The following is a 23,625-nucleotide window of genomic DNA, read 5'->3' on the forward strand; positions in this document are numbered from 1 at the left end:
TCACCACGCGGCGGCAATGAGAAACAGGAGCGCACCGCAACCGATCATGAACTGACTGCGCCAGTCCTTCAAAATGAAGACAATCGGATCTTCGTGCATCTCGTCGCGCCGGGCCAGGATCCAGATGCGCATGATGATGTAGAGGATCAGAGGACATAGCAGCCAGATCATCTGGGGCACGGAATAGGCGCGCTCGATCGCAGGGCTTTGAATGTAAAGCGCAAGCACGAGAACCGATGCAAATCCCGATGTCATGCCGGCCTGTGAAATCGTTTCGAGGTCAACATGCCTGTAACCGCGTCCGGTGACCTCTCTCGATGCACTTTCACCAACATGCTGCAATTCGGTGAACCGTTTGACCAGGGCGAGCGAAAGAAAGAAAAACACGGAAAAGGCAAGCAGCCAGAAGGAATACTCGATGCTCGCGGCAACGCCGCCCGCCAAAACACGGATCGTGTAAAGCCCCGCCAGTACAAACACGTCCAGCAACAGCATGCGTTTGACCGAGAATGAATAGGCCGTCGTGATGACGAGATAGAGCGCCAGAATGCCGGCAAACCCGATCGGCAGAGCCGTGGATATCAGGAACGCCGCCACGATCGAACCGAGGGCCAGCGCAAGACCGTTCGGGATGCTCAACTCACCGCTCGCAAAAGGGCGTTTCCACTTGGTCTTGTGATTGCGGTCGGCTTCGAGGTCCAGCAGATCGTTGAGGATATAGATCGCCGATGCCGAAAGCGAGAAGGCGACAAAGGCCAGGACAGCGCTCAGGAACACGGAACCGATGAAGATTTCATGCGCCATGACGGCCGGGACAAAGATGAGCGTGTTCTTCAGCCACTGATGTGGCCTCATCGCCTTCAGCGCCGCTTTTGCCTGGCTCCCGGTCGCGTCAATTCGGTTCGCACCCGACTGTTTCTGCCAACGGTCGGCTGCTCTGTCCGGCGCGACGACGATGGCTTCCGACGCGGCTTCGAACAGGCAGACATCATGATGAGAATTGCCGTAGTATTCGAAGCCCAGATCCCCGGCCTCGGATTCGATCCGCGCCAGTTTGCGCCCCGAGGTCAGGTTGGTGTCTTCGTCCGACGCCAGTACGGCGTCGAAAAGGCCAATATGTTGCGAGACGGCGTTGGCGAGTTTCTCGTTGGAGCCGGTTGCCAGCACCAGCCGACGTCCGAGCGCCTTCTGGCTTTCGAGCTCGCAAACGACTTCCGGCCGATAGGGCAGCACAGTTACGTCGATCTCTGCCGTTTCGGCCAGCCGGGCCTTGGTGTAGGCGACGCCTCTCAGAACCCAACCGCACAACGAAAACACAATCAGGGGGTTGCGGCGCAGTGCCTGAAACAGGCTCTCCCAGAGCAGATCCGTGCGAAGCAACGTCCCGTCGAGGTCAACGTAGATCGCCCGGTTTGAAGTTTCTAAGCGCTGATCCATCACGCAGATGCCCCGAGACCCTACTATCTTTGAAGCTCTCTACGGAACTTTCTGAGCGAGATCTCTTTCCCTGATTGCCTTTGTCGATTGCACACATGACGTGCGCCTTAAGACTTGAGCTACCGGAAATTTCTTAGCATGCGCTTTAGAGAAATATAGGAGCCCAAATTTTATTGGGCATTTTGCGTAATTTACGCTCAATTTGCGCGAAACGATGGAGTTATACTTACTTTTCGATTAATTTTAAGTGTTTGATTTGAATTACTACGAAAGTTTTTTGCGACCCAATCGTTTCAATACGGAAAGGCCGCGAAATCGATGTGCCCAACCGTGCAGCGGAAGCTGCCACCCCCTGCCCGCTGCAGATGTCCCGTGCGCCAGTTCTCAACCTCTTCGCGCGTTACCCCGTATTTCACGCCAACCCGGCCCCAACCAGACAGAAACTCTTCAAGGAAGCCTTTGTGGGCCGGACGTACCTGCCAATCGGACTGGCCCTGCACTACATGGTAACCGGCGGACCGGAACAGATCGACGGCGCAGGTTGCGGCGCCCGGCCCCAGGGCATTGCCGAACCCCTTGTCAGAAAGCTGGTCGCTGTTCAGCGCATTGCGCATCGTCTCGTCAAGGGGGGCTGCGGGTTGGAATCCGATACGCCCGTCATAGGTCAAGCTGGCAAGGAACGGCTTTCCGGCGTCGGCCACACACGTCACGAGGCGCTTTAGAAACGGCTCGGAAATCAGATCGAGAAAGGCCGACGTGCTGAGCGCGTCGACTTCAGAAAAGGGGAGCATTTCAAAATTGCTCGCGAGATCGATCTCGCGCACGGAAAGACCCGCCGTTCCGTTTTCGCTCCAACGCGCCGCCGCCACGTCGAGCAGACCGGCATCATTGTCTGTGAGGAGCCAGTTGGTGTCTTCGGGCAGACGGTCCTTCAGCGCAGCAACCGTTGATCCGGCGCCGCTCGCAAGATCAAGTATCCGGGGTGCAATGGAAGGAACCCGTTCCAGGAACGCCGCCTCCACGGTTCGATCTCTTGCAGCCAGATCCAGCGGTTCTCTCAGCGCGAGCCAGTCGGACGAAAACCCGCTCATCTGCGTACCCCGCCCAGGGCAACGGCAAACTGTGCCGCCGCATCCCGCCAGTCCGGAAGTGCTTCGGCCGCACGCCTTGCTGCCGCGGACATGTCGAGGCGCTTGCTTTCATTGGTCATCAACAACTTCAGCGCACTCCGGAGTTTTCCTGTGTCTTCCGTTCCGCAATAGATAGCGGCACCGTCCGGCAGAGTATCCGCAACGGCCCCGCCGCCGCTGCCGATCACGGGCAGTCCGTGAGCCAGCGCTTCCGTGTAAGCCATTCCATACCCCTCGTAGCGGCTCGCCAGCACGAAGACATCCGCCTGGCGGTAGAAGCCTGAAAGATCCTGCGGCGCGACGGCGCCCTTGAAGGTTACCCGATCAGTGAGCCCGAGCCCCGAAAGCTGTTGCAAAAGCGCGGCATGGCAACCCGGGTCGGCGTCAAGGCCGCCGACAATGTCCAGGTGCCAATCACATTCCCGAAGTCCGTCAAGAGCGGCAAACAGGAGATCGTAGCCTTTCCGCCTAACCACCGTGCCAACCGAAAGCAGCTTCAGCTTTCCGCTGGAACCCCGCGCCGCGAAGTCCTGCTTTTCGGTTCCCGGCAGAACGATCGTGATCCTTTCTTCCGCAACACCGAATAGATCCGCGACCTGCGTTGCCGTGGCATGACTTGTGACGATGACATGCCTTGCATGTCCCAGCGCGTTGCGCTCGCTTTCGAACAGTCCGGACGCCTCATCCTCAGACAAACCGGTTTCGCGGCAGAGCGGATGATGAACGAGGGCGACCAGGTCGAGGCGGCCGCAAGCAAGGGAGGCGGCTTCCGGCATCACGCCGAAGGCTAGACCGTCAACAACCAGTTGTGCGCCGGCCGGAAGCCCTTCGAGCACGGTCTGAGCCTGCGAGAGTGTTTCGGCTGCTGGAAAGGGAAACCCCGCGCCAAGCGGCACCAGTTCCACCTGCCAGCCGAGGTCTTCCAGACCGGCGATGATCTTCCGGTCGTAGCCATAGCCGCCTGTGGGCGTTTCCAGCTCTCCGGGGTAAGCGAAATACAGCGTATTCATGAGGCTTCAGATCTTGGCCTCGTACCAGGCCCTCGCAACGTGGGATTCCGAAATTGTCACCCGAACGGCACCAAGCTCATGCCCGGGCCGGCCCAGCCGGTCTTCGCGCGCTGCCTTGGCGAGATGATCATGAATGTGCTTGGTGAGGAATTCCGTGGTCGTGTTGATGCCTGCGAATTCGGGAACGTCGTCAAGGTTCTTGTAATTCAGCGGCTCCAGAACCTCCTTCAGAGCTTCGTGGGCCCGGCCGATATCGATGACAACACCGTTTTCGTCCAGTTCATCTGCAAGAAAGGCAGCGTCGATGACAAAGGTCGCACCGTGCAGGGCCTGCGCGGGTCCAAAAAGCTCTCCCTTGAAGGAATGGGCAATCATGACATGGTCGCGAACTTCTACTGCAAACATTACCTGGTTCCTGAAATTGCGGTTGAAAAGATATCGGAGAAAACCCGAGCCACTTTCTAGCAGGGTTTCTCGTCATAGACGACAAGGGGCATCAGCACATCTGACGCTTTGTTCAACAAATCGGGAAGCCGGTCCGGCAACGCTGTGAAAGGGACCCTGTGGCTGATGAGACAATCCAGAGCCGGGTCCTTCAGCAGCGTCAGGGCCGTCTCCAGCCGGCGCCTGTAGGTCCAGCGCGCCTGGCGTTCGACAGCGATAGTGCCGACTTGGCTGGACACAAGCTTCAGGCGTCGGCAATGAAAGTCGGCACCCAGCGGAACGGCAACGTTTTCAGTGCCATACCAGCTCATTTCAACAATGGATGTCCCATCACCGGCGCATTCCAGGGCCGTTGAAAGTCCGGCCGCATTTGCGCTTGCATGAAACACAAGATCCTGGTTTCCGGGCGCATTTTGCGGCAGTGCGAAAGAAAGTCCGAGAGCATGCGCAGTTTTTGCACGCTCAGGGTTTGTATCGATGACGGTCACGGTTGATCCGGGCAGTTGCCCCGCAACGTAAGCTGTCAGGAGACCGACGACGCCGCCACCGACCACGCAGATGTGATCCCCAGGTGATGGTTTTCCGTCCCATATAGCGTTAAGCGCTGTTTCCATATTGGCTGCAAGAACAGCACGTTCCGGCGAAACGCCATCTGGAAGCGGTACACAGGCATCGGTTGGGAGAGTGAAAGTACTTTGATGCGGGTAGAGCGAAAATACGATTTGGCCGGCAAGCTCCGGGTCGCCCTCACGCACCGCACCGACCGCTGCGTATCCGTATTTGACGGGAAACGGAAAATCACCCGTCTGGAATGGTGCGCGCATGCGTTGCCATTCGCTTTCCGGAACCTCTCCACGAAAGACAAGCCCCTCAGTGCCGCGGCTCACGCCGGAATAGAGCGTGTCCACAAGCACCTCACCGGGTTGCGGTCGCTGTGCCGCAACCGGCTTGATTTCGCATTGCATTTTTTTGGTGTACCACAGCGCTCGAGCCTCGGCTGTGCCGCGCGTCACCACCTCATTGTCAATCATTCCCGTAACGTTCCGCTTGTTCACCTGGCCTGTGTCAATATCAGGACATTTTGACATGCGCACTATCGCCACGATTGCCCGGATTGGAAGTCACAAAAATGTTTCGAGTCTCTGACCCCTCCCATTCAGACATTTCAGAGCGTAAGATGACGATCAGGCGGCTGGTTTTTTCCGCACTGCTCGCGATCAGCTTTTTCGGGCTGACGGCGCTGATGGCAGTGACGCTGTCGCCGGGCGGACTGACGCCGCTCGACCTGTTCATCCTGCTGTGTTTCATGGTGACGCTTCCGTGGACAATCATCGGGTTCTGGAACGCGGTGATCGGCCTCTTCGTCATGCGGTTTTCGCGGGACCCGGTGAAGGCGGTCTGCCCGATCGATCCCGGCAAAGCGGATGCACACTTGACCAGTTCCACGGCACTCTTGTCCTGCGTGCGCGACGAGGACGTCGAAAGTCTCGAAAAAAATCTCAGTGCCATGGTGTCCAACCTGATCCGGTCAGGCCACGCACCCCATTTCAAGCTGTTCGTTCTCAGCGATACGTCCCAAGACACGATCGCTCTGCAGGAACAGGAGATGGCGGCACGTCTGTCTCAGAGATTCCAGGGACAGATGGACGTCGTTTATCGCCGCAGGTCCGTGAACACCGGATACAAGGCCGGCAACATCGAGGATTTCTGCGATCGGTGGGGTGATGAGCTCGACTTCGCGCTCGTGCTCGACGCCGACAGTTACATGTCTGCGGACGCCATTGCGAGCCTGGTGCGCCGCATGGAGGCGAATCCGAAACTGGGCATTATACAGAGCCTTGTCGTCGGCCTTCCGACCGACAGCGCTTTCGCGCGTGTTTTTCAGTTCGGCATGCGCCTCGGCATGCGGTCCTACACAATGGGCAGCGCATGGTGGCAAGGCGATTGTGGTCCTTACTGGGGTCACAATGCGCTCTTGCGCTTGAAACCTTTCAAGGAGCATTGCCGTCTACCGGTTCTGCCGGGCAAGGGCCCGCTCGCCGGGACGATCCTGTCACACGACCAGGTCGAAGCGGTTCTGATGCGCCGCGCCGGTTACGAGTGCCGCGTCCTGCCGCTGGAGACGGGCAGCTACGAGGACAACCCTCCGCATCTGCTGGAATTCGTTCGCCGGGACCTGCGCTGGTGCCAGGGCAATCTCCAGTATCGCCGTCTCATAGGAATGAAGGGACTCAAGCCCGTCAGCCGCGCGCAGCTGGTCCTTGCGATGCTGATGTTCCTCGGCTCACCTGCATGGATCGGCTTCATGGTTGGTGCCGCGGTGCTGGGGATGACGACCGACTATGCGCCCTATCGGGCCGACACGGGCGTCGTGATGTTCTTCACGGTACTTAGCATGGTATTCGCGCCGAAAATCGCAACCGTGGTGGATGTCCTTGCGCGGCGCGACCTCAGGAAGGCTTTTGGAGGCCCTATCAGGATCCTTGTCAGTTTCGGCTCCGAGATTGTCTACTCGGCCATGCTCGCACCGATCATGGCGGTGGCTCATACGATGTTCATGGGCGGTCTTGCCGCCGGCAAGGCGATTGGCTGGGGAGCCCAGGCACGCGGCGTTGAACGCCTTCCCGTGTCGCTGGCAATCTCCAAACTCTGGCCACAGACCCTCTTCGGCATCGTGGCCTTCACCTGGTTCTCTTTCCAGCCGATCGAACTTGTCTGGCCGATCCTGCCCATTGCCATCGGACCCTTGCTCGCCATCGCAATCGCGGTCGCGACCTCAACAAAGTCCTTGGGAAAACTCGGTATCCAGTCAACGCTTTGGCGCATCCCGGAAGAGACCGCGCCGCCGCCGGAGCTGGCTCCGCTTCATCTTGCAGCGCTCACGAAAGGTTCCACCCAAAAGATGGCCCAGCCGGGCATCGTCCAGGGCGATCCGGAACCTGCAGAGGTGTAAAACAAAAAAGTCCGGCACTCGCCGGACTTTTTTCTTGAAGCGATTTCTTCTAATCGATTAGGCCGCGTTGGATGACGCGATCGGCTGAACGAGGAAATCGTAGATCTCTGCAGCGTCCGAAGATGCGCGCACGCCTTGGGTGACCGATCCGTCCCGCAGCTGCCGGGCAATTCTCGCCAAAGCCTTCAAGTGGTCCGCTCCAGCGCTTTCCGGTGCAAGCAACAGGAAAACCAGATCAACCGGCTCATCATCGAGCGAGTCAAAATCGACGGGTTTTTCCAGTTTTGCAAACAGTCCGACCAAACGGTCAAGGCGGGTCAGCTTTCCGTGAGGAATCGCAATTCCGTGACCAACGCCGGTCGACCCGAGACGTTCGCGCTGCAGCAGCGTATCGAAAATCTCGCGTTCCGAAAGCCCGGTCAATTCAGCTGCACGGGAAGACAGCTCCTGTATTGCCTGTTTCTTGCTTTTGGCCTTCAGGCCGGCAATCACAGCGTCTTTACCCAGAAGATCACTAAGATCCATAAGTTCGCCTACAAATCTCGCAAGCTGGCCTTCATTCCGAGGCCAGCTTCGTCCGCATCATTTATTCGGCGGCCTCGCCGGCCACCAGTGCAGGGTCTATCCACCCTATATTGCCATCCGGCCTGCGGTAAACAACGTTTACGCCGCCGTTTGCCGCATTTTTGAACATAACGACCGGTGCTTCGGTCAAATCAAGTTCCATCACCGCCATGCCGACGGTCATTGTCTTTACCTTGGCCGACGTTTCGGCGATCACGAGCGGATTGAAGTCCGCAGGCAGTTCTTCATCGTCCTCCGTCGAGGCCAGCACGTAAGACGCTGCTTCAAACGCTTCCCGACCATTTCCATTGTGGCTGTGGTGGTCTTTGAGCTTCCGCTTGTAGCGGCGCAGTCTTTTCTCGATCTTGTCAGCTGCAACATCAAAACTGTTTCGCGGATCCTGATCCTGCGCAGACACCTGTAGCACGATTCCCGTGTCCAGATGCAGACTGCACTCGGACTTGAAGCCGTTGCCCTCCCTGCTGAGCGTAACGTGGCCCGTGAATCCGCCCGTGAAGTACTTCGACAGGGCATCTTCAATACGGTCTGTGATGTGCTCGCGCAATGCATCGCCCACATCCACATTTTTACCCGAAATCCGCAAAGCCATGGGGACCTCTTCTTTTTCTGTTGGCCGTTAGTTCATCAGCTGCTGCCGATGCCGAGACGCGAAACGTCTCAAGTCCACAATGGACCAGTCAGCGCCCAAGCGCCATCCCCTGATTACGCCATGAGGGCGGTGCTATAATTGCGCCAACGCAAAGTGTCAATTGTAAATAAACAGGTGCGCGTCGACTGCGGTAGAATAGCGTATATCCAACATTTTCTTTGCGCGGACGCTGCGAAACAAAATCGAACTTACGCGTAAAATCCAGACGTTCGAAGCAGAAGCTGCATCCGGGAACAAGCAGGCCAAGCCGCTACAGTTTGGTGTTTTTCTCGCGCCGCCGCTGCACCGAAGAGCCGATTTTCATCGCCTCGCGATACTTGGCGACCGTTCGGCGGGCAATGTCGACACCGTCTTCCTTGAGAGTTTTGACAATCGTGTCATCGGAAAGGATTGCCTTCGGATCCTCGGCGTCAATCATCGTCTTGATGCGATGGCGCACGGATTCCGCCGAATGGCTGTCGCCGTCACCCGTCCCGGAGATGGCCGAAGAGAAGAAGTACTTCAATTCAAAGATGCCGCGCGGTGTCGCCATGAACTTGTTCGAGGTCACGCGGCTCACCGTCGATTCGTGCATGCTGATGGCTTCCGCCACCGTCTTCAGGTTCAAGGGGCGCAGGTGTTCGATCCCGTATGTCAGGAACCCGTCCTGCTGACGCACGATCTCGGTCGAGACCTTGAGAATGGTCTTGGCACGCTGATCCAGGCTCTTCGCAAGCCAGTTCGCGGTCTGAAGCGAATCGGTCAGGTATTCCTTTTCGGTCTCGTTGCGCGCCGTCTTGATCACCTTTGCAAAATAGGTCTGGTTCACCAGCACCTTGGGCAACGTGTCCGAGTTGAGCTCCACGGCCCAGGTCCCGTCATTGGCCGGCCGCACGAAGACATCCGGCACCACCGGCTGCACCAGTGCCGATCCGAACGCGCTTCCCGGTTTGGGGTCCAGCGCACGGATTTCGGCGACCATTTCGATCAGGTCCTCGTCATCGACGCCGCAGATCTTCCGGAGCGTCTGCAGATCCCGTTTCGCGAGCAGTTCGATGTTGTCGATCAGCGCTTCCATAGCCGGATCGAAGCGGTTCTTGTCTATCAACTGAAGCTTCAGACATTCGGCCAGGTTGCGCGCGAAAACACCGGCAGGATCGAAGGTCTGCAAGACGGCGAGCACTGTTTCGACTCTCTCCAGATCGACACCCAGCTGATCTGCCGTGTCATTCAGATCCAGGTAAAGATAACCGTTCTCATCGAGCGAGTTGATCAGGTGGCCTGCAATCAGCTTGTCCGCTTCGTCGCTGAGTGCAAGGTTCATCTGTTCTTCAAGTGACGTTCCCAGCGAGGCTTCTTCGGCGACGAAGGCTTCAAGATTGTAGTCTTCGGAAGCGGCACCGCTCGACGCATTCTTGTAGCTGTCGCCGGTCTTCAGTTGCACCGGGTCGGGTGATGCCGGCACGCCCGGTTCGTCGGGAAACACATTTCCCAGATCCGTGTCCATGCGCGATGCAATGGCTTCCGAGCCTGTTTCCAGGTCGTTTTGCATCCAGTCGCCAGCGTTGGGGTCTTCGGGACCTTCAGACGCGCCGTTGGCGGTCTCCGATGTCTGCTCGGCGGTGTTCGGAGCATCGGCGGCGGCGCTTTCACTCCCCTCACCGTCCCCTTTTTCAAGAAGCGGATTGCGTTCGAGTTCTGCTTCGACATAGGAGACAAGGTCAAGGTTGGACATTTGCAGGAGCTTGATCGCCTGCATCAGTTGCGGCGTCATCACCAGCGATTGGCTTTGCCGCATCTCCAACTTTGTTGAAATGGCCATCGAGTTCCCAGGCGCGTGTAGCTTCTTGTGGTCTGCTTTTTGCTTCTTTGTTACAGACCTGCACTATAACCTAGCTCGACACTCGTCATCAAAGCGTAAATTGCTCGCCCAGATAAAGTCTGCGAACGTCTGGATTCGTCACGATTTCCTGAGGCAAACCTTCGGTGAGAACCTCTCCGGAAGCGATGATATAGGCCCTGTCGATCAGTCCGAGGGTCTCTCGGACATTGTGGTCCGTGATCAGAACACCGATGCCACGCTGAGTCAGGTGACGCACAAGTTGCTGAATGTCGCCGACTGCAATCGGATCGATACCGGCAAATGGTTCGTCGAGCAGCATGAAAGACGGACGGCTGGCGAGCGCGCGCGCGATTTCCACGCGGCGGCGTTCCCCTCCCGACAAGGCAATGCTTGGTGACTTTCGCAGGTGTGTGAGCCCGAATTCCGCCAGTAGCGAGTCGAGTTCCTCGCGCCGTTTCTGCCGGTTCGGTTCGATCACTTCCAGCACCGCGCGGATGTTCTCCTCAACGGTGAGCCCCCTGAAGATGGAAGCCTCCTGAGGCAGGTAGCCGATCCCCAACCGTGCCCGGCGGTACATGGGCATCTTGGTGATGTTGAAGCCTTCAAGAAGGATCTGCCCCTGGTCCGGGCGGATCAGGCCGGTGATCATGTAGAATGTCGTGGTCTTGCCGGCGCCGTTCGGTCCGAGAAGGCCGACGGATTCGCCCGGCTTGACGGTCAGGCTCACGTATTTCACCACCTGGCGGCGGCCATAGGTCTTGCCGATGCCGTCCACGACAAGCGCCTGCGACAGATCGTCTTCAGGCAAGTCATGATCCGGCGAGTTGCCGTGCAATCCATTGTAATCCGAAGATGAAATCTTCACTTAAGACTATCCAATCAATCCCTGCCGCCTTGCCGTCTCCAAAATCGGCATTTCATTGCCGATCTGGCACACACGTATCAGTTTTCTTCCACGCTGTTGGGCATGATCCGTACCTTGACGCGCCCGCCGCCGCCTTCGGAATTCGAAGCGCTTGCCTTGGCCGCGGTCAGGTTTGCCTGCCCGGTCTTGAGATTGACCGTCAACTTGTTGCCGACCACAACATTGGGCCCCTGGCTGAGAACGACTTCCCGGCCGGTCATCACCATGATTTCCTTGTTCATGTCGAAGCTTGCCGCATCACCCTTTGCGGTCTGATCCTTCGATGTAACGAACACGCCACCTTCCGCCTCCAGGCGCGAAATGCGCTGCTGAACGGCGCCTTCTCCGCTCGACGCGCCCGAACCGGCGTAAAAGACCTTGAGCCGCTCCGTCTTGAGACTCGTTTCGCCCTGAATGACGACCACATCACCGACGAAGGTCGCCGTGTTGTTGTTGTCCTCCACGCGCAGCTCGCTCGCCTCGATCTCGATCGGTTCACCTTCATTCGATCCGAAACCGGCGAAGGAATCGGAGAAAGTCTGGGCGTGAACAGCCGATGCCAGGAAAGTTGCGGCAACCGCCAATGTCAGGCGCTTCAAAACTGTCATCTGCTACTGTCCTTCCGATGCCGGATTGATCGTCATCTTGATGCCATCCGAAAACCGGACGAGACCCTTCGCCTTATCATACGAGAGATTTCCAGACTGAACATGCCCCTGATCGGATCTGATTGAAACAGGTTCCGATGTTTTCATAGCGCCGTTCTTCAAATTGACCTCCACGACCGACATGTCGACTGTGTAGCCCTCACTCCACTCGATCTGGATACCCTCATAAAGTCGCAGCGTTTCCGCTGCATTGTTATAAGTGCCTTTCAGGGCGATGATTTCGGCGGTTTCGTCTTTGCCGAGGACAATATCGGCCCGGATTGTTTCCAGATCTATGATCCGGGGGTCACTCAACCTCTGAATCGCGCGGCGTGCGGTGACCTTGTAGGACCGCTCGCCATCATGCCCGGACAATTCGGGGTGATCCATCACCAGCCCCTCGCTTGTCAGCATCACGTTCGCGGCGCCGAAACCACTCAGAACATTGAAGAGCACGACAAGTCCCGTCATGCCTGCCAGAATCAGCAGACCGATCGCCGGAAAGGCCCAGCGCAGCAACCGCACCAACAGGCTGTGACGGCGTGCCGCCCGCTGTACGCGGCTGAGCTTATGCCCGGGGATTGCCGTTCCCAATTGTCCGCTGGTGATACTCAACAAATTCTCCAGTTTCGGCGAAACCGCCTGTCCGTCCTGCGGGTGGTTCTCAGGAATGCGCAAAAATGTCGGTTTCTTCCCATCCCCTGAGATCCAGTTCGGCGCGCGTTGGCAGGAACTTGAAACAGGCCTCCGCGATATGGCTGCGTTCTTCCCGCTGCAGCATGAACTCCAGTTTTTTCTTCAGCGCATGCAGATGCATCACATCCGATGCGGCATAGGCCAGTTGCGCGTCCGTCAGCTTCTCTGCCGCCCAGTCGGAACTTTGCTGCTGCTTTGAAAGATCAACGCCCAGCAATTCACGGGTTATGTCTTTCAGGCCGTGCCGGTCCGTGTAGGTCCGCACGAGTTTCGAAGCGATCTTCGTGCACCAGACAGGTTCGACCTCGATGCCTAGATAGTGCCGCAGCACGGCGACATCAAACCGGGCGAAGTGGAAAATCTTCGGTTTCTTCGTATCGGTGAGAAGGCGGGCAAGGTTGGGCGCCTCGCTTTGGCCGCGCGCGATCTGGACGACATCGGCCGTCCCGTCGCCTGAAGAGAGCTGAACCACGCACAATCTGTCGCGGTGCGGGTTGAGCCCGAGTGTCTCGGAATCGACCGCGACCGCCTCTGCCGCCTCATACGCCGTCAGATCAGGAAGATCTTCCTTGTGGTATCTGATGGTCATGTCGCGCCGTCTCCTGTTGCCGTGCCGGGATCGTCTCAATATCGCAAATGTTTGACCGTGAGGTAAAACATGCTGCCGGTCGTGGCAAGCGGATTGCGGTATGCAGACGTTGAAGACGTTGCGTAATGAGGGCGACGAGCTACTTTTTGATGCGAAATGCCTCGTGACAAGTCTTGCAGGTCGCAGCCACCTTGCCAAAAGCGGCTGCAACGCTTTTCTGATCCGCGTCTTGCGCCGCCAGGTCTTCAAGCGCCCGCGCGGACGTTTCCAGACTGTCCGCGAACGTGACAAATTCCGGCCACTCTTCCCAGATCGTCGGGCTGGCTTCCGAAGGCGACTTCAGGCTGCCTTCGGGAAACAATTCCGTCATGGCATCTCCCGCGTGCCCGGAGATGGCGTTCGCCGCACGCTTGATCTCCTCCGGATTGTAGACCGCGGTGCCTTTCAGCATCTGCCCCACGCTCTTCACGTTCCGGCTGATGTCCGTCATCGCATCCATGCGTTCCTTGACGATCCCTGTCGCACCACCATGGGCCAGGGCAGCGCCAGCGGCCAGTCCCACCAAAGTGACAGCAAGCGCTGCTGACCGTGTTCCGATTATCATCCGGCTATTCCCCCTCCTAAAAGATCCCGTTGGCTCGCTGCAGCGACCTCACGTAAACGACAATCTTGCCCACTTCGTCCTGGCTGACCGTGTCTACAGGCGGCATGTTGCCGAAGCGCCAATGGTGCGCGCGCACACCCTGCGCCGCTGCCAGAAAAAACGACCCGTCGCCATGGTGGCCGGGCTCATAGATCTTGTGGACCAGGGGTGGCCCCAGTCCATCACGCCCATCCGCGCTGTCTCCATGGCAGGTTGCGCAATTGGCCCTGAAGAGGCTCTCTCCCTGCAACGCGACCTGGGACAGTTCGGGTCTTTGAACCTGCACCATCGCCGCGCCTTTGTCCGCCGGTTGCGCGACCGGGCGTTCCCGCGATTGCCAGTATCCCCATCCGCCCAACGATGCCGCGAACAATACCGCTACCATCACAAAGGCCCGCGTTCGGATCATTCCGAATTCCCCCGCATGTCCTTTTCCATTTCGCTCCTGCCTGCCAGATCATCAATGATCGGACAGGTCGGCCTGTTGTCGCCGTGACAGGCGTCGGACAGCGTTGTCAGAACTTTCTTCAACGACTTCAGTTCATCTATTTTCCGGTCGATCTCGATGATCTTTGTCTGTGTGATCGCTTTCACATCAGCGCTGGCCCTGTTGCCATCCTCGTAGAGAGACAGCAATTCACGGCATTCCTCGATGGAAAACCCGAGGCTGCGCGACCGCTGGAGGAACTTCAGCCGTTGAAGGTCCGTGTCCGAGAAATCGCGATAGCCGTTCTCGCTTCGCAGCGGTCTGACCAGGCCGATATCCTCGTAGTATCGGATCGTCTTGACCGGCAGCCGGCTTTGTTCCGATGCGGTTCCGATATTCATGTCAGGACCTCAGAGTTTCAGCGTGCGCAGACGCAGCGCATTCGTGATCACGGAGACCGACGACAGGCTCATCGCAGCAGCGGCCAGCATCGGTGACAACAAAACCCCCAGCAGCGGATAGAGCACGCCCGCCGCGATCGGAACGCCGACGGAATTATAGGCGAACGCGAAGAACAGGTTCTGGCGAATGTTCTTGACCGTCGCGCTCGCGAGCGTCCGCGCCCGGAAGATCCCCTCCAGGTCGCCCTTGAGCAAGGTCAGGCCGGCGCTTTCGACGGCAACATCCGCACCTGTTCCCATAGCGAGACCGACATCGGCGGCAGCCAGGGCCGGCGCGTCATTGACGCCATCTCCGGCCATGGCTACCCGGTGCCCAGCGGCTTTGAGCTCCTCAACGAGTTTCTGCTTGCCCTCCGGCAGCACGCCGGCACGAACATCGTCGATGCCGAGCGCCGCGGCAACGGCCTCGGCCGTTCGCGGCGCATCTCCCGTTGCCATGACGATCTTCACGCCGTCCGTATGCAGTGCATCGATCGCCGCCTTGGCATTGTGTTTCACCGGGTCGGCGACCGCGATCACTCCCTGCAGCACGGCACGGCCGGCAGTCTCTTCGACGAGATACATGACTGTCTTGCCGAGTTCGGCGAGCTCTTCGGCGCGGCCTTGCAGCGGGCCGATATCAGCGCCTGTCCCGCTTGCGAATGCTGCATTTCCGAAGGACACAGAGCTGTTTCCAACTCGTGCGGTCACGCCCTTGCCCGTCACGGCCGCGAAATCCGTCATCGCCGGAATATCCAGGGACCTCTCGCCGGCAGCTTCCAGGATCGCTTCCGCCAGAGGATGCTCCGAGCCCTTTTCGAGTGCAGCCGCCAGGGCGAGCATGTCGTCTTCCTTGACACCATCGCTCGAAAGAATGTCGGTCACGGCCGGCTTGCCCTCTGTCAGGGTCCCGGTCTTGTCGACAACAATGACATCAACCTCGGCCAGGTGTTCCAGGCTTTCGGCGGTCTTCACGAGCACACCGGCCTGCGCGCCCCTGCCCGTTGCCGTCATGATCGACATGGGTGTCGCAAGCCCGAGCGCACAGGGACAGGCGATGATCAGCACCGAAACGGCGGCGATTATCCCGTGTACGAAGGACGGGCTGGGGCCAAAGACCAGCCAGGCGAAGAAAGCGAGGACCGCCACGGCGACAACGGTCGGGACGAAGTAACTTGCCACCCTGTCCGCGAGACCCTGGATTGGTGCGCGCGAGCGCTGCGCAGAGGCAACCATGTCCACGATCTTGGCAAGCATCGTGTCCTCACCGACAAGCTGGGCCTGCATGACCATGGAGCCGGTCTTGTTGAGCGTGCCGCCCGTGACCCTGTCCCCCGGTTGTTTTCGAACAGGTACCGGCTCACCCGTGACGAGGCTCTCGTCGACAGACGAGTTCCCTTCCAGCACGACACCGTCGACGGGGACCGCCTCGCCGGGCCGGACCCGCAACCGATCCCCCGCCAGGATGTTTTCAAGTGGAGCATCGTATTCTTCCCCATCATCGGCCACGCGCCGCGCGGTCTTGGGCGCTAGGTCAAGCAGGGCGCGAATGGCGTCCCCGGTGCGTTCTCTCGCGTTCAATTCGAGCACCTGGCCGACAAAAACCAGTGCGACGATCACCACCGCAGCCTCGAAATAGACCGGCATGTGCCCGCTGGCCCCCTTTAGCGCATCCGGGAACAGGAACGGCAGGAAGGCGGCGATCATCGAATAGAGATAGGCCGTCCCGACCCCGATCATGATCAGGGTCCACATGTTGAAATGCCGGGTGACCAGAGACGTCCAGCCGCGCTGGAAGAACGGCAGGGCGGCCCACAGAACAACCGGTGTCGCCAGGATTGCCTCCAGGTAGATGGCAACACCTTCTCCGATCCAGTCACGGACGGGCACACCGACCATCGGCCCCATGGTCAGGACAAGAAGCGGTATGGCAGCGACAACGCTCACCCAGAGACGGCGGGTAAAATCGATCAGTTCGTGGTTGGGTTCGTCGGATACACCGCTCATCGGCTCCAGCGCCATACCGCAGATCGGGCAGGTTCCCGGGCCTTCCTGAATGATTTCCGGGTCCATCGGGCAGGTATAGAGCGCGCCCGATGCCGACTTTTCCGCGTCCAGCTGCTTCTTTTTCTCATTGTTGCCGGAGACATAGAAATAGGGGTCGGCGTCGAACCTGTCGTGGCACTTCGGATTGCAGAAGTGGTAGGTCTCACCCTTGTATTTCAGCGACGGCTTGCCCTTGCCCAGTGTCACCGACATACCGCAGACCGGGTCGACGGCCTGGCCGGGATCAATGGGGGTTTCCAAGGTCGCAACGGGTTCCTGCATGATCGGGCGCTCTTCATCAAGACTGATTTCAAGCGTCAGTTAGGGCCTCCAGTGACTGGAAGGTCAATCTGAAAAACCACTTATGCCTGTTTGTCCGGCATTACCGAGACCACCGGCGCTGCATTCCCAAGGGGGTCGTACCCTAGGTGATGGACCCATAAATGAGACTGAAATGGTTTGAGGCGGCTTGCTTCTCGTCAAGGCGCGGAAGCGCAGGAAATGTCCTTCATTTTCAAGCCTTTCGCAACGCCGAGGAGGCGCAAGCCGGTCAAATCCGAAGGACATGGAAATGGCTTCACCCCGTGGCGTCAGCGTGCTTGACCGGGCAGAAAGCCCGCTCCGCACACCCTTCCTAACGGGATTTCGCCATTTCGCATGCCATTTCGGTCTCATTTATGGGTCCATCACCTAACCCGCCTTTTGCTTCAGGCTCGCCATGAGATTGTGGAATTTCTCGCCCTGAACGGCGACATGATTGCGCAGGGCACTGGCCGCCTCTTCCGGGTTGCCGCCGGCCAGAGCCGCAACGATCGCTTCATGTTCGGCCATGGACTGGGCCATCCGTCCGCGAAATTTCAACTGCTGGCGCCGGAAGGGCTTCAGGCGCTTGTGAAGTTTCGCCGCTTCCTGCTCCAGGAAGCTGTTGCCCGATTGCCGGTAGATTGTTCTGTGGAAGCGCTCGTTTTCGGCGTAATACCCGTCCGTATCCCGCGCCTCGACCGCCATCTGGCACCTGGCATTGGCGTCCCGAAGCTCTTCAATCGCCTCATCCGATATCCTGAGCGCAGCAAGCCGGCCGCATACCGCTTCGAGCTCTGCCATGACCTCGAACATTTCCATCAGTTCGATCGGCCCGGGCTGGCGCACGAACGCGCCGCGCCGCGGCACGAGTTCAACCAGGCCCGACAGCGCAAGCCTTTGAAGCGCCTCGCGCAAGGGCGTCCGCGACACGCCGAACTGTTCGGCGAGCCTCACCTCATCCAGACGGTCCCCGTTCTGGAAAATGCCGCTGAATATATGCTCTTCGAGCGCTTCAGCAATGTTGTCGGCACGCCGTTGTTCCATGACTTTTCTTCTAGTTCGGCTGGCGCTGAAACGCAAACCTGTAATTTTTGTATACAAGATTGTTGACTAAAAATACAGAACGATCTTACACTGCCCACACCGTCCGGGCGAAATTCCCGTTCGGGCACTTCGGGAGGAAAACATGAAATCAATTTTGAAAGGCGCGGTGGCAGCCCTTGCCGTCATGAGCACTGCGACGCTGGTTCAGGCGACAGAACTGCGGTTGTCTCACCAATGGTCCAACAAGGATGTCCGCCACCAGGTGGCACAGATCGTTGCTGATGAAGTGGCTGCTGCAGATGTTGATCTCGAGATCAAGATCTTCGGCTCCAAGTCGTTGTTCAAGCCGCGCGAGCAGTACAAGCCGCTGAGCCGCGGTCAGCTCGACATGACGGTGTTTCCGCTGAGCTACGCCGGTGGCCAGCAGCCGGCGTATAACCTCACGCTCATGCCGGGTCTTGTAAAGAACCACGACCACGCGGCCCGTCTCAGCGATTCTCCCTTCATGGAGGCCCTGGAGGCCAAAATGGCGGAAGATGACGTGATGGTTCTGGTCCACGGTTACCTGGCCGGCGGATTTGCCGGGACGGACAAGTGCATCACAAGCCCGGACGATGTGAAAGGATTGCAGACGCGCGCGGCTGGCAAGTCCTTCGAACAGATGCTCGCAGGTGCGGGTGCTTCGATCGCTTCAATGGCGTCTTCGGAGATCTACAACGCGATGCAGACCGGCGTTCTGCAGGCGGCCAACACGTCGTCTTCGTCGTTCGTGTCCTACCGCATCTACGAACAGGTCAAGTGCTACACGCCTGCGGGCGAAGTTGCACTGTGGTTCATGTATCAGCCGCTTCTGATGAACAAGTCGGCATTTGAAGGCCTCAACGAGGCGCAGCAGCAGGCGCTTCTGGCCGGAGCCGAGAAGGCCGAAGCGTTCTACCTCGCGGAGGCAAAGAAGCAGGACGCAGCCTCCGTTCAGGTCTTTGAGGAAGCCGGCGTCGAGATCGCGCAGATGAGCCCGGAAGACTTCGAGGCCTGGCGCAAACTGGCAATGGAGACCTCTTACCAGAAGTTCGTCGAGGAAGTTCCGGACGGGCAGGACCTGCTCGACAAGGCCCTCGCGGTAGAGTGACATATTAAGTGGCGGCCGCCGGCCGCCACGCTTTTTCTTTCAATCCCGGATCTTGAGGGAGTCGGTAATGGCCGGCCATAGCTCTGCTGTTGCCGCGCGCACGGGAAACAATCTGTTCCTGCGCGCTGTTGCAGCCATCTCAACCCTGGCAGGCTGGTGCTCGTCGGCCATGATCGTTGCCGCGGTGGCGATAACGTGCCAGATGATCTTCGTGCGGTTCGTCCTCAACGGATCGACGGTCTGGCAGACGGAAGCGGTCATTTATCTCGTGATCGCGGCGACCCTCGTTGGACTGCCCTATGTCCAGCGCCTGCGCGGTCATGTGAATGTGGATCTCATACCACTTTCGCTCGGACCCCGCGCGCGGTTCCTGCTCGCCATGCTGACCTCCGTCCTGTCGATTGTCATCGTGTCGATCATGCTGTGGTACGGCTTCGAATACTGGCATTTCGCCTGGGATCGCGGCTGGCGTTCCGACACGGTCTGGGGCGTCAGGCTCTGGATTCCCTACCTTTCCATTCCGATCGGGTTCGGCCTGCTCCTGCTTCAGCTGATCGCTGACCTCGTGGCCGTTCTGACCGGAACCGACAAACCGTTTGGCCTGGAGTAAACGCGATGGATCCCCTTCTCCTGGGCGCGATCGTCGCCATTGCCACAATCCTGGTTCTCTTTTCCGGTGTCTCGGTCGCGATCGGCCTGCTGATCGTTTCCGCCGGTTTCCTCATCATCTTCGACGGTCCCCGCTCGCTGGAACTGATGCCTGAAATCCTGTTCGGCAAGCTCGATAATTTCGCGCTCCTGTCGATCCCGATGTTCATCATCATGGGCGCATCGATCGCGTCGACGCGCGCGGGCGCCGATCTTTACGAAGCGCTGGAACGATGGCTGACGCGCGTTCCAGGCGGGCTGGTTGTCTCCAATCTCGGCGCGTGCGCCCTGTTCGCCGCCATGTCCGGATCATCGCCCGCAACCTGTGCCGCCATCGGCAAGATGGGCATCCCGGAGATGCGCAAGCGCGGCTATCCGGACGGTGTCGCCGCCGGGTCCATTGCCGCAGGCGGAACCCTGGGCATCCTGATCCCGCCCTCCGTCACGATGATCGTCTATGGCATCGCGACCGAAACTTCGATCGGCAGGCTGTTCCTGGCCGGTGTCATCCCCGGCCTGATGCTGGTCGGTCTGTTCATGGCCTGGTCGCTCTATTCGACGTGGCGGTCAGGCGAAGGCAGGCGGCTCAGTTCCGGCAGCTACAGCTGGGGACAGAGGTTCGAAATCCTGCCGCGCGTCCTGCCCTTTATCGCCATTATCCTGGGTGTGCTCTACGCCATGTATGGCGGTGTCGCGACACCATCCGAGACGGCAGCAGTCGGCGCGCTCCTGTGCCTCCTGATCGCGATGATCATCTACAAGCTCTGGCAGCCCCAGGCGCTTTGGGTGGTGCTGCGCGACAGCACCAAGGAATCGGTGATGATCCTGTTCATCATCGCTGCCGCCGGCGTGTTCTCCTACATGCTCAGCTCGCTATTCATAACGCAGTCGATCGCCGAGTGGATCGGCACTCTGGATGTCAACCGCTGGGTCCTCATGGGAGCGGTCAACATCTTCCTGCTGATCGCAGGTTTCTTCCTGCCGCCGGTCGCGGTCATTCTGATGGCGGCGCCGATCCTGCTGCCGATCATAACGACCGCCGGGTTCGACCCGATCTGGTTCGCGGTCGTTCTGACGATCAACATGGAAATCGGGCTGATTTCACCACCCGTGGGTCTCAACCTTTATGTGATCAACGGCATCGCACCGGATATTTCGCTGAAGACCATTCTGACCGGATCGCTGCCGTTTGTCGGATGCATGGTCCTGGCGATCATCCTTTTGTGCCTGTTTCCGGAACTGGCGACCTGGCTTCCGGACGTTGTCATGGGGAAAGCGGTATGACGCTTTTTGCAGATCTTCTGTCCACGGTCTTTGAACGCCGCTACCGGCTTCCCGGACGGTATTTCAGGAACGAGCGGCCTCTTGAGGAACTCGCCGACGAACTGGTCGGATCCGCGGGTGAAACGTCCGGTCTCGCTCTGGCACAGGACATCCTGTCCGGTTTTGGGAACCTGGACGATGAAGAAAAGCTGACTTTCTTCCAGACGATCGCCGGAAGGCTCAACATCGATCCGGAAAAGGTACGCACCGCGCTCGATGCCTATGAAGGGTCACCGTCCAAGGCGACGTACAGGGATTTCATGACGGCGGCGGAACCACGCAGACAGGAACTTTTCCGGCGCCTCAACAGGGTGCCGGGCGCAACGGGGACGCTCGTCGACATGCGTGCAGACCTCTTGAGGCTCGGCGTTCAGGATCCGGAACCCGATGCCCTTGATCTCGATCTCAGGCATCTGTTCGCGTCCTGGTTCAATCGCGGTTTCCTGGTGCTGCGGCCGATCAACTGGGAAAGCCCGGCGCACATACTGGAAAAGATCATCGCCTATGAAGCCGTGCACGCAATTCACAGCTGGGATGATCTTCGCCGGCGCCTTGAGCCGTCCGACCGGCGCTGCTTCGCCTTCTTTCATCCGTCCATGCCGGACGAACCGCTGATCTTCGTGGAGGTTGCCCTCACCAAGGGCATTGCCAACTCCATACAGTCGCTTCTGGCGGAAGACCGGGAAGCGCACGCGGCCGAAGAGGCCGACACGGCCGTTTTCTATTCGATCTCGAACTGCCAGGCCGGTCTGGCGAACATCTCGTTCGGGAACTCCCTGATCAAGCAGGTCGCATCCGACCTGGCGGCTGAACTCAACGGGCTGAAGACATTCGTCACCCTGTCTCCCATACCGGGGCTGACACGGTGGCTCGAGCGTGAAGGCGACGAATGGACGGATGCTCCGCCGGACCAGATGAAGGCCAAGGCGGCGCATTATCTGTTGAATGCCAAGTCGCGCGGCGAGCGCCCCTTCGATCCTGTCGCCCGGTTTCACCTCGGCAACGGGGCAGTCATTCATGCTGTCCACGCGGCGGCCGACATGTCCGAAAAGGGTCAGGCCCAATCGGGCGGCACGATGGTGAATTATCTTTACGATCTCTCCAAAGTGGCGCAAAACCACGAAAAATACGCAACAACGCAGGAAGTCATGGCCACGGACGCAGTCAAGTCACTCGCAAAGTCCGCTGTGCTCAACAAGAACAGAAAAGGTGACGCCAATGCCAAACCCACTCTTTGACAACCTCTTTGGCATTCATGCCGGCAAGACGACGCCGTTTCTGCGATTGTTGAACGGGCGCACCGTCACCCACCAGGACTTTCTGGAGATCGCTGCCAGAACCGCAAACGCACTGACCCGGCTTGGCCTCACCGCCGGTGACCGGGTCGCCGTGCAGGTCCAGAAATCGCCGGAAGCGCTCGCGCTTTATGCCGCCTGTGCGCAGGCCGGCCTGGTGTTCCTGCCGCTCAACACGGCCTACACGGTCGAGGAACTGACATATTTCATCGATAACAGCGGCGCGTCCCTGGTGGTCTGCGACGGCAGAAGCGAAGCCGATCTCAAGCCGGTCGCCGCAAAGCTGGGCGCGAAGATCGAGACGCTGAATGCGGACGGTTCCGGTTCGCTGAGCGTGGCTGCGAACGAGATGCCGCCGAGTTTTGCGACCGTGGAGCGGAGCGGAGACGACCTCGCAGCGTTTCTCTACACGTCCGGGACGACGGGCCGGTCCAAAGGGGCCATGCTGACGCAGAACAATCTTCTGTCGAACGCCCGGACGCTCGTGACGGAATGGCGGTTCACGAACGAAGATGTTTTGCTGCATGCGCTGCCGATCTTCCACACGCACGGACTGTTCGTCGCAACGAATGTGATCCTGGCGGCTGGCGGTTGCATGATCTTCATGCCGAAGTTCGACCAGGATGAAATCATTGCGCACATGCCCGAAGCGACGTCGATGATGGGCGTGCCGACATTCTACACAAGACTGCTGGACGATCCCCGGTTCACAAAGGACCTGACATCCCACATGCGTCTCTTCGTCTCCGGTTCCGCACCGCTTCTCGCCGAGACACACGTCCAGTTCGAGGAACGGACGGGCCACCGTATCCTGGAGCGGTACGGCATGACCGAAACGAACATGAACACCTCCAACCCTTATGACGGTGAGCGGCGCGCCGGAACCGTCGGCTTCCCGCTTCCGGGCGTTGAGCTGAAGATCACCGATCCGGAGCGCGGGGCAAGCCTGCCCCAGGGCGATGTCGGCCAGATCGAAGTGCGCGGCCCCAACGTCTTCAAAGGGTATTGGCAGATGCCGGACAAAACCGCGGCGGAACTGCGCAGCGACGGTTTTTTCATCACCGGCGATCTCGGCCGCATCGACGAAGACGGTTACGTTCACATTGTCGGACGAAACAAGGACCTGATCATTTCCGGCGGCTACAACATTTACCCGAAAGAGATCGAGCTTGTCCTCGATGATCAGCCCGGCGTGCTGGAAAGCGCCGTGATCGGTGTGCCGCACCCCGATTTCGGTGAAACCGTGCTGGGTGTAATCATACCGGAAAACAACACGTCCCCGGACCTTGATGCCATACATGATGCGGTCAAGGCATCGCTCGCCCGGTTCAAGCATCCGCGAAAACTGATCCTGCTGGACGCACTGCCGCGCAACACGATGGGCAAGGTGCAAAAGAACGTGCTTCGTGACGCCTACAAGGACATGTTCGCACCGGCCTGATCCGGTGACGATCTGTTGGT

The 23,625-nt window shown here is 59.0% G+C and carries 23 protein-coding genes; 6 read left to right on the forward strand and 17 right to left on the reverse strand.

The features are described from left to right. The 5 genes from RDA78_RS02265 to RDA78_RS02285 form a co-directional block, all read right to left on the reverse strand. Positions 1-1,437 (reverse strand): UbiA family prenyltransferase, encoded by a 1,437-nt coding sequence (locus tag RDA78_RS02265; RefSeq protein WP_434053753.1) that lies wholly within the window; start codon positions 1,435-1,437, stop codon positions 1-3. 293 nt (positions 1,438-1,730) lie between these two features. Then, positions 1,731-2,528: a hypothetical protein gene (locus RDA78_RS02270; protein ID WP_434053754.1), complete on the reverse strand. Its 798-nt coding sequence runs from the start codon at positions 2,526-2,528 to the stop codon at positions 1,731-1,733. Then, on the reverse strand, positions 2,525-3,577 hold the full coding sequence (locus RDA78_RS02275; RefSeq protein ID WP_434053755.1) for a glycosyltransferase family 4 protein: 1,053 nt from the start codon (positions 3,575-3,577) through the stop codon (positions 2,525-2,527). Before RDA78_RS02275 ends, RDA78_RS02270 begins: the two co-directional genes overlap by 4 nt. A gap of 6 nt (positions 3,578-3,583) precedes the next feature. Beyond that, positions 3,584-3,982 carry a 6-pyruvoyl trahydropterin synthase family protein gene (locus RDA78_RS02280; RefSeq protein ID WP_434053756.1) on the reverse strand — a complete coding sequence of 133 codons (399 nt, stop codon included), beginning with the start codon at positions 3,980-3,982 and terminating at the stop codon, positions 3,584-3,586. A gap of 56 nt (positions 3,983-4,038) precedes the next feature. Continuing rightward, entirely contained in the window at positions 4,039-5,052 is a 1,014-nt protein-coding gene (locus RDA78_RS02285) for a zinc-dependent alcohol dehydrogenase (protein WP_434053757.1), read from the reverse strand. A 146-nt stretch (positions 5,053-5,198) separates the two neighbouring features. Here RDA78_RS02285 and mdoH point away from each other — a divergent pair, with 146 nt between their 5' ends. Beyond that, positions 5,199-6,974, forward strand: coding sequence for a glucans biosynthesis glucosyltransferase MdoH (mdoH, locus tag RDA78_RS02290; protein WP_434053758.1), 1,776 nt, complete (start codon positions 5,199-5,201; stop codon positions 6,972-6,974). Positions 6,975-7,031: 57 nt separating this feature from the next. Here the strand turns inward: mdoH and ptsN are convergent, their stop codons facing one another. From ptsN to RDA78_RS02350, 12 genes are all read right to left on the reverse strand, one after another. Beyond that, a complete protein-coding gene (ptsN, locus tag RDA78_RS02295; protein ID WP_434053759.1) occupies positions 7,032-7,499 on the reverse strand; it encodes a PTS IIA-like nitrogen regulatory protein PtsN in 468 nt (155 codons plus the stop codon). A 61-nt stretch (positions 7,500-7,560) separates the two neighbouring features. Continuing rightward, positions 7,561-8,148 carry a ribosome hibernation-promoting factor, HPF/YfiA family gene (gene hpf, locus RDA78_RS02300; protein WP_434053760.1) on the reverse strand — a complete coding sequence of 196 codons (588 nt, stop codon included), beginning with the start codon at positions 8,146-8,148 and terminating at the stop codon, positions 7,561-7,563. Between the two features lie 310 nt (positions 8,149-8,458). Then, the gene (rpoN, locus tag RDA78_RS02305) at positions 8,459-10,009 is read right to left on the reverse strand and encodes an RNA polymerase factor sigma-54 (protein ID WP_434053761.1); all 1,551 of its coding nucleotides are present in this window, start codon (positions 10,007-10,009) and stop codon (positions 8,459-8,461) included. An 88-nt stretch (positions 10,010-10,097) separates the two neighbouring features. Next, complete coding sequence (gene lptB, locus RDA78_RS02310; protein ID WP_434056089.1) at positions 10,098-10,838, reverse strand: LPS export ABC transporter ATP-binding protein; 741 nt, start codon at positions 10,836-10,838, stop codon at positions 10,098-10,100. A 134-nt stretch (positions 10,839-10,972) separates the two neighbouring features. Then, complete coding sequence (locus RDA78_RS02315) at positions 10,973-11,542, reverse strand: LptA/OstA family protein (RefSeq protein WP_434053762.1); 570 nt, start codon at positions 11,540-11,542, stop codon at positions 10,973-10,975. A gap of 3 nt (positions 11,543-11,545) precedes the next feature. Then, positions 11,546-12,196, reverse strand: coding sequence for an LPS export ABC transporter periplasmic protein LptC (lptC, locus tag RDA78_RS02320; protein WP_434053763.1), 651 nt, complete (start codon positions 12,194-12,196; stop codon positions 11,546-11,548). 49 nt (positions 12,197-12,245) lie between these two features. Further along, on the reverse strand, positions 12,246-12,866 hold the full coding sequence (locus RDA78_RS02325; protein WP_434053764.1) for a ribonuclease D: 621 nt from the start codon (positions 12,864-12,866) through the stop codon (positions 12,246-12,248). A 139-nt stretch (positions 12,867-13,005) separates the two neighbouring features. After that, positions 13,006-13,470 carry a c-type cytochrome gene (locus RDA78_RS02330; protein ID WP_434053765.1) on the reverse strand — a complete coding sequence of 155 codons (465 nt, stop codon included), beginning with the start codon at positions 13,468-13,470 and terminating at the stop codon, positions 13,006-13,008. A 16-nt stretch (positions 13,471-13,486) separates the two neighbouring features. Continuing rightward, positions 13,487-13,918 (reverse strand): c-type cytochrome, encoded by a 432-nt coding sequence (locus RDA78_RS02335; protein ID WP_434053766.1) that lies wholly within the window; start codon positions 13,916-13,918, stop codon positions 13,487-13,489. After that, positions 13,915-14,337 (reverse strand): Cu(I)-responsive transcriptional regulator, encoded by a 423-nt coding sequence (gene cueR / locus RDA78_RS02340; RefSeq protein ID WP_434053767.1) that lies wholly within the window; start codon positions 14,335-14,337, stop codon positions 13,915-13,917. The genes RDA78_RS02335 and cueR overlap by 4 nt, the downstream gene beginning before the upstream one ends. Before the next feature lie 9 nt (positions 14,338-14,346). Next, positions 14,347-16,704, reverse strand: a complete 2,358-nt coding sequence (locus tag RDA78_RS02345) for a heavy metal translocating P-type ATPase (RefSeq protein WP_434053768.1) — start codon at positions 16,702-16,704, stop codon at positions 14,347-14,349. Positions 16,705-17,112: 408 nt separating this feature from the next. Beyond that, positions 17,113-17,769 carry a GntR family transcriptional regulator gene (locus RDA78_RS02350; protein ID WP_434053769.1) on the reverse strand — a complete coding sequence of 219 codons (657 nt, stop codon included), beginning with the start codon at positions 17,767-17,769 and terminating at the stop codon, positions 17,113-17,115. Positions 17,770-17,911: 142 nt separating this feature from the next. Here RDA78_RS02350 and dctP point away from each other — a divergent pair, with 142 nt between their 5' ends. From dctP to RDA78_RS02375, 5 genes are all read left to right on the forward strand, one after another. Then, positions 17,912-18,898 carry a TRAP transporter substrate-binding protein DctP gene (gene dctP / locus RDA78_RS02355; RefSeq protein WP_434053770.1) on the forward strand — a complete coding sequence of 329 codons (987 nt, stop codon included), beginning with the start codon at positions 17,912-17,914 and terminating at the stop codon, positions 18,896-18,898. A gap of 67 nt (positions 18,899-18,965) precedes the next feature. Beyond that, the gene (locus RDA78_RS02360) at positions 18,966-19,508 is read left to right on the forward strand and encodes a TRAP transporter small permease (protein ID WP_434053771.1); all 543 of its coding nucleotides are present in this window, start codon (positions 18,966-18,968) and stop codon (positions 19,506-19,508) included. Between the two features lie 5 nt (positions 19,509-19,513). Next, the gene (locus RDA78_RS02365; protein ID WP_434053772.1) at positions 19,514-20,830 is read left to right on the forward strand and encodes a TRAP transporter large permease; all 1,317 of its coding nucleotides are present in this window, start codon (positions 19,514-19,516) and stop codon (positions 20,828-20,830) included. Further along, the gene (locus tag RDA78_RS02370; RefSeq protein ID WP_434053773.1) at positions 20,827-22,107 is read left to right on the forward strand and encodes a malonyl-CoA decarboxylase; all 1,281 of its coding nucleotides are present in this window, start codon (positions 20,827-20,829) and stop codon (positions 22,105-22,107) included. Before RDA78_RS02365 ends, RDA78_RS02370 begins: the two co-directional genes overlap by 4 nt. Further along, a complete protein-coding gene (locus tag RDA78_RS02375; protein WP_434053774.1) occupies positions 22,088-23,605 on the forward strand; it encodes a malonate--CoA ligase in 1,518 nt (505 codons plus the stop codon). Before RDA78_RS02370 ends, RDA78_RS02375 begins: the two co-directional genes overlap by 20 nt. Positions 23,606-23,625 lie beyond the last annotated feature (20 nt).

It is taken from the genome of Roseibium sp. (genome assembly GCF_051016195.1).
Lineage (GTDB): Bacteria > Pseudomonadota > Alphaproteobacteria > Rhizobiales > Stappiaceae > Roseibium.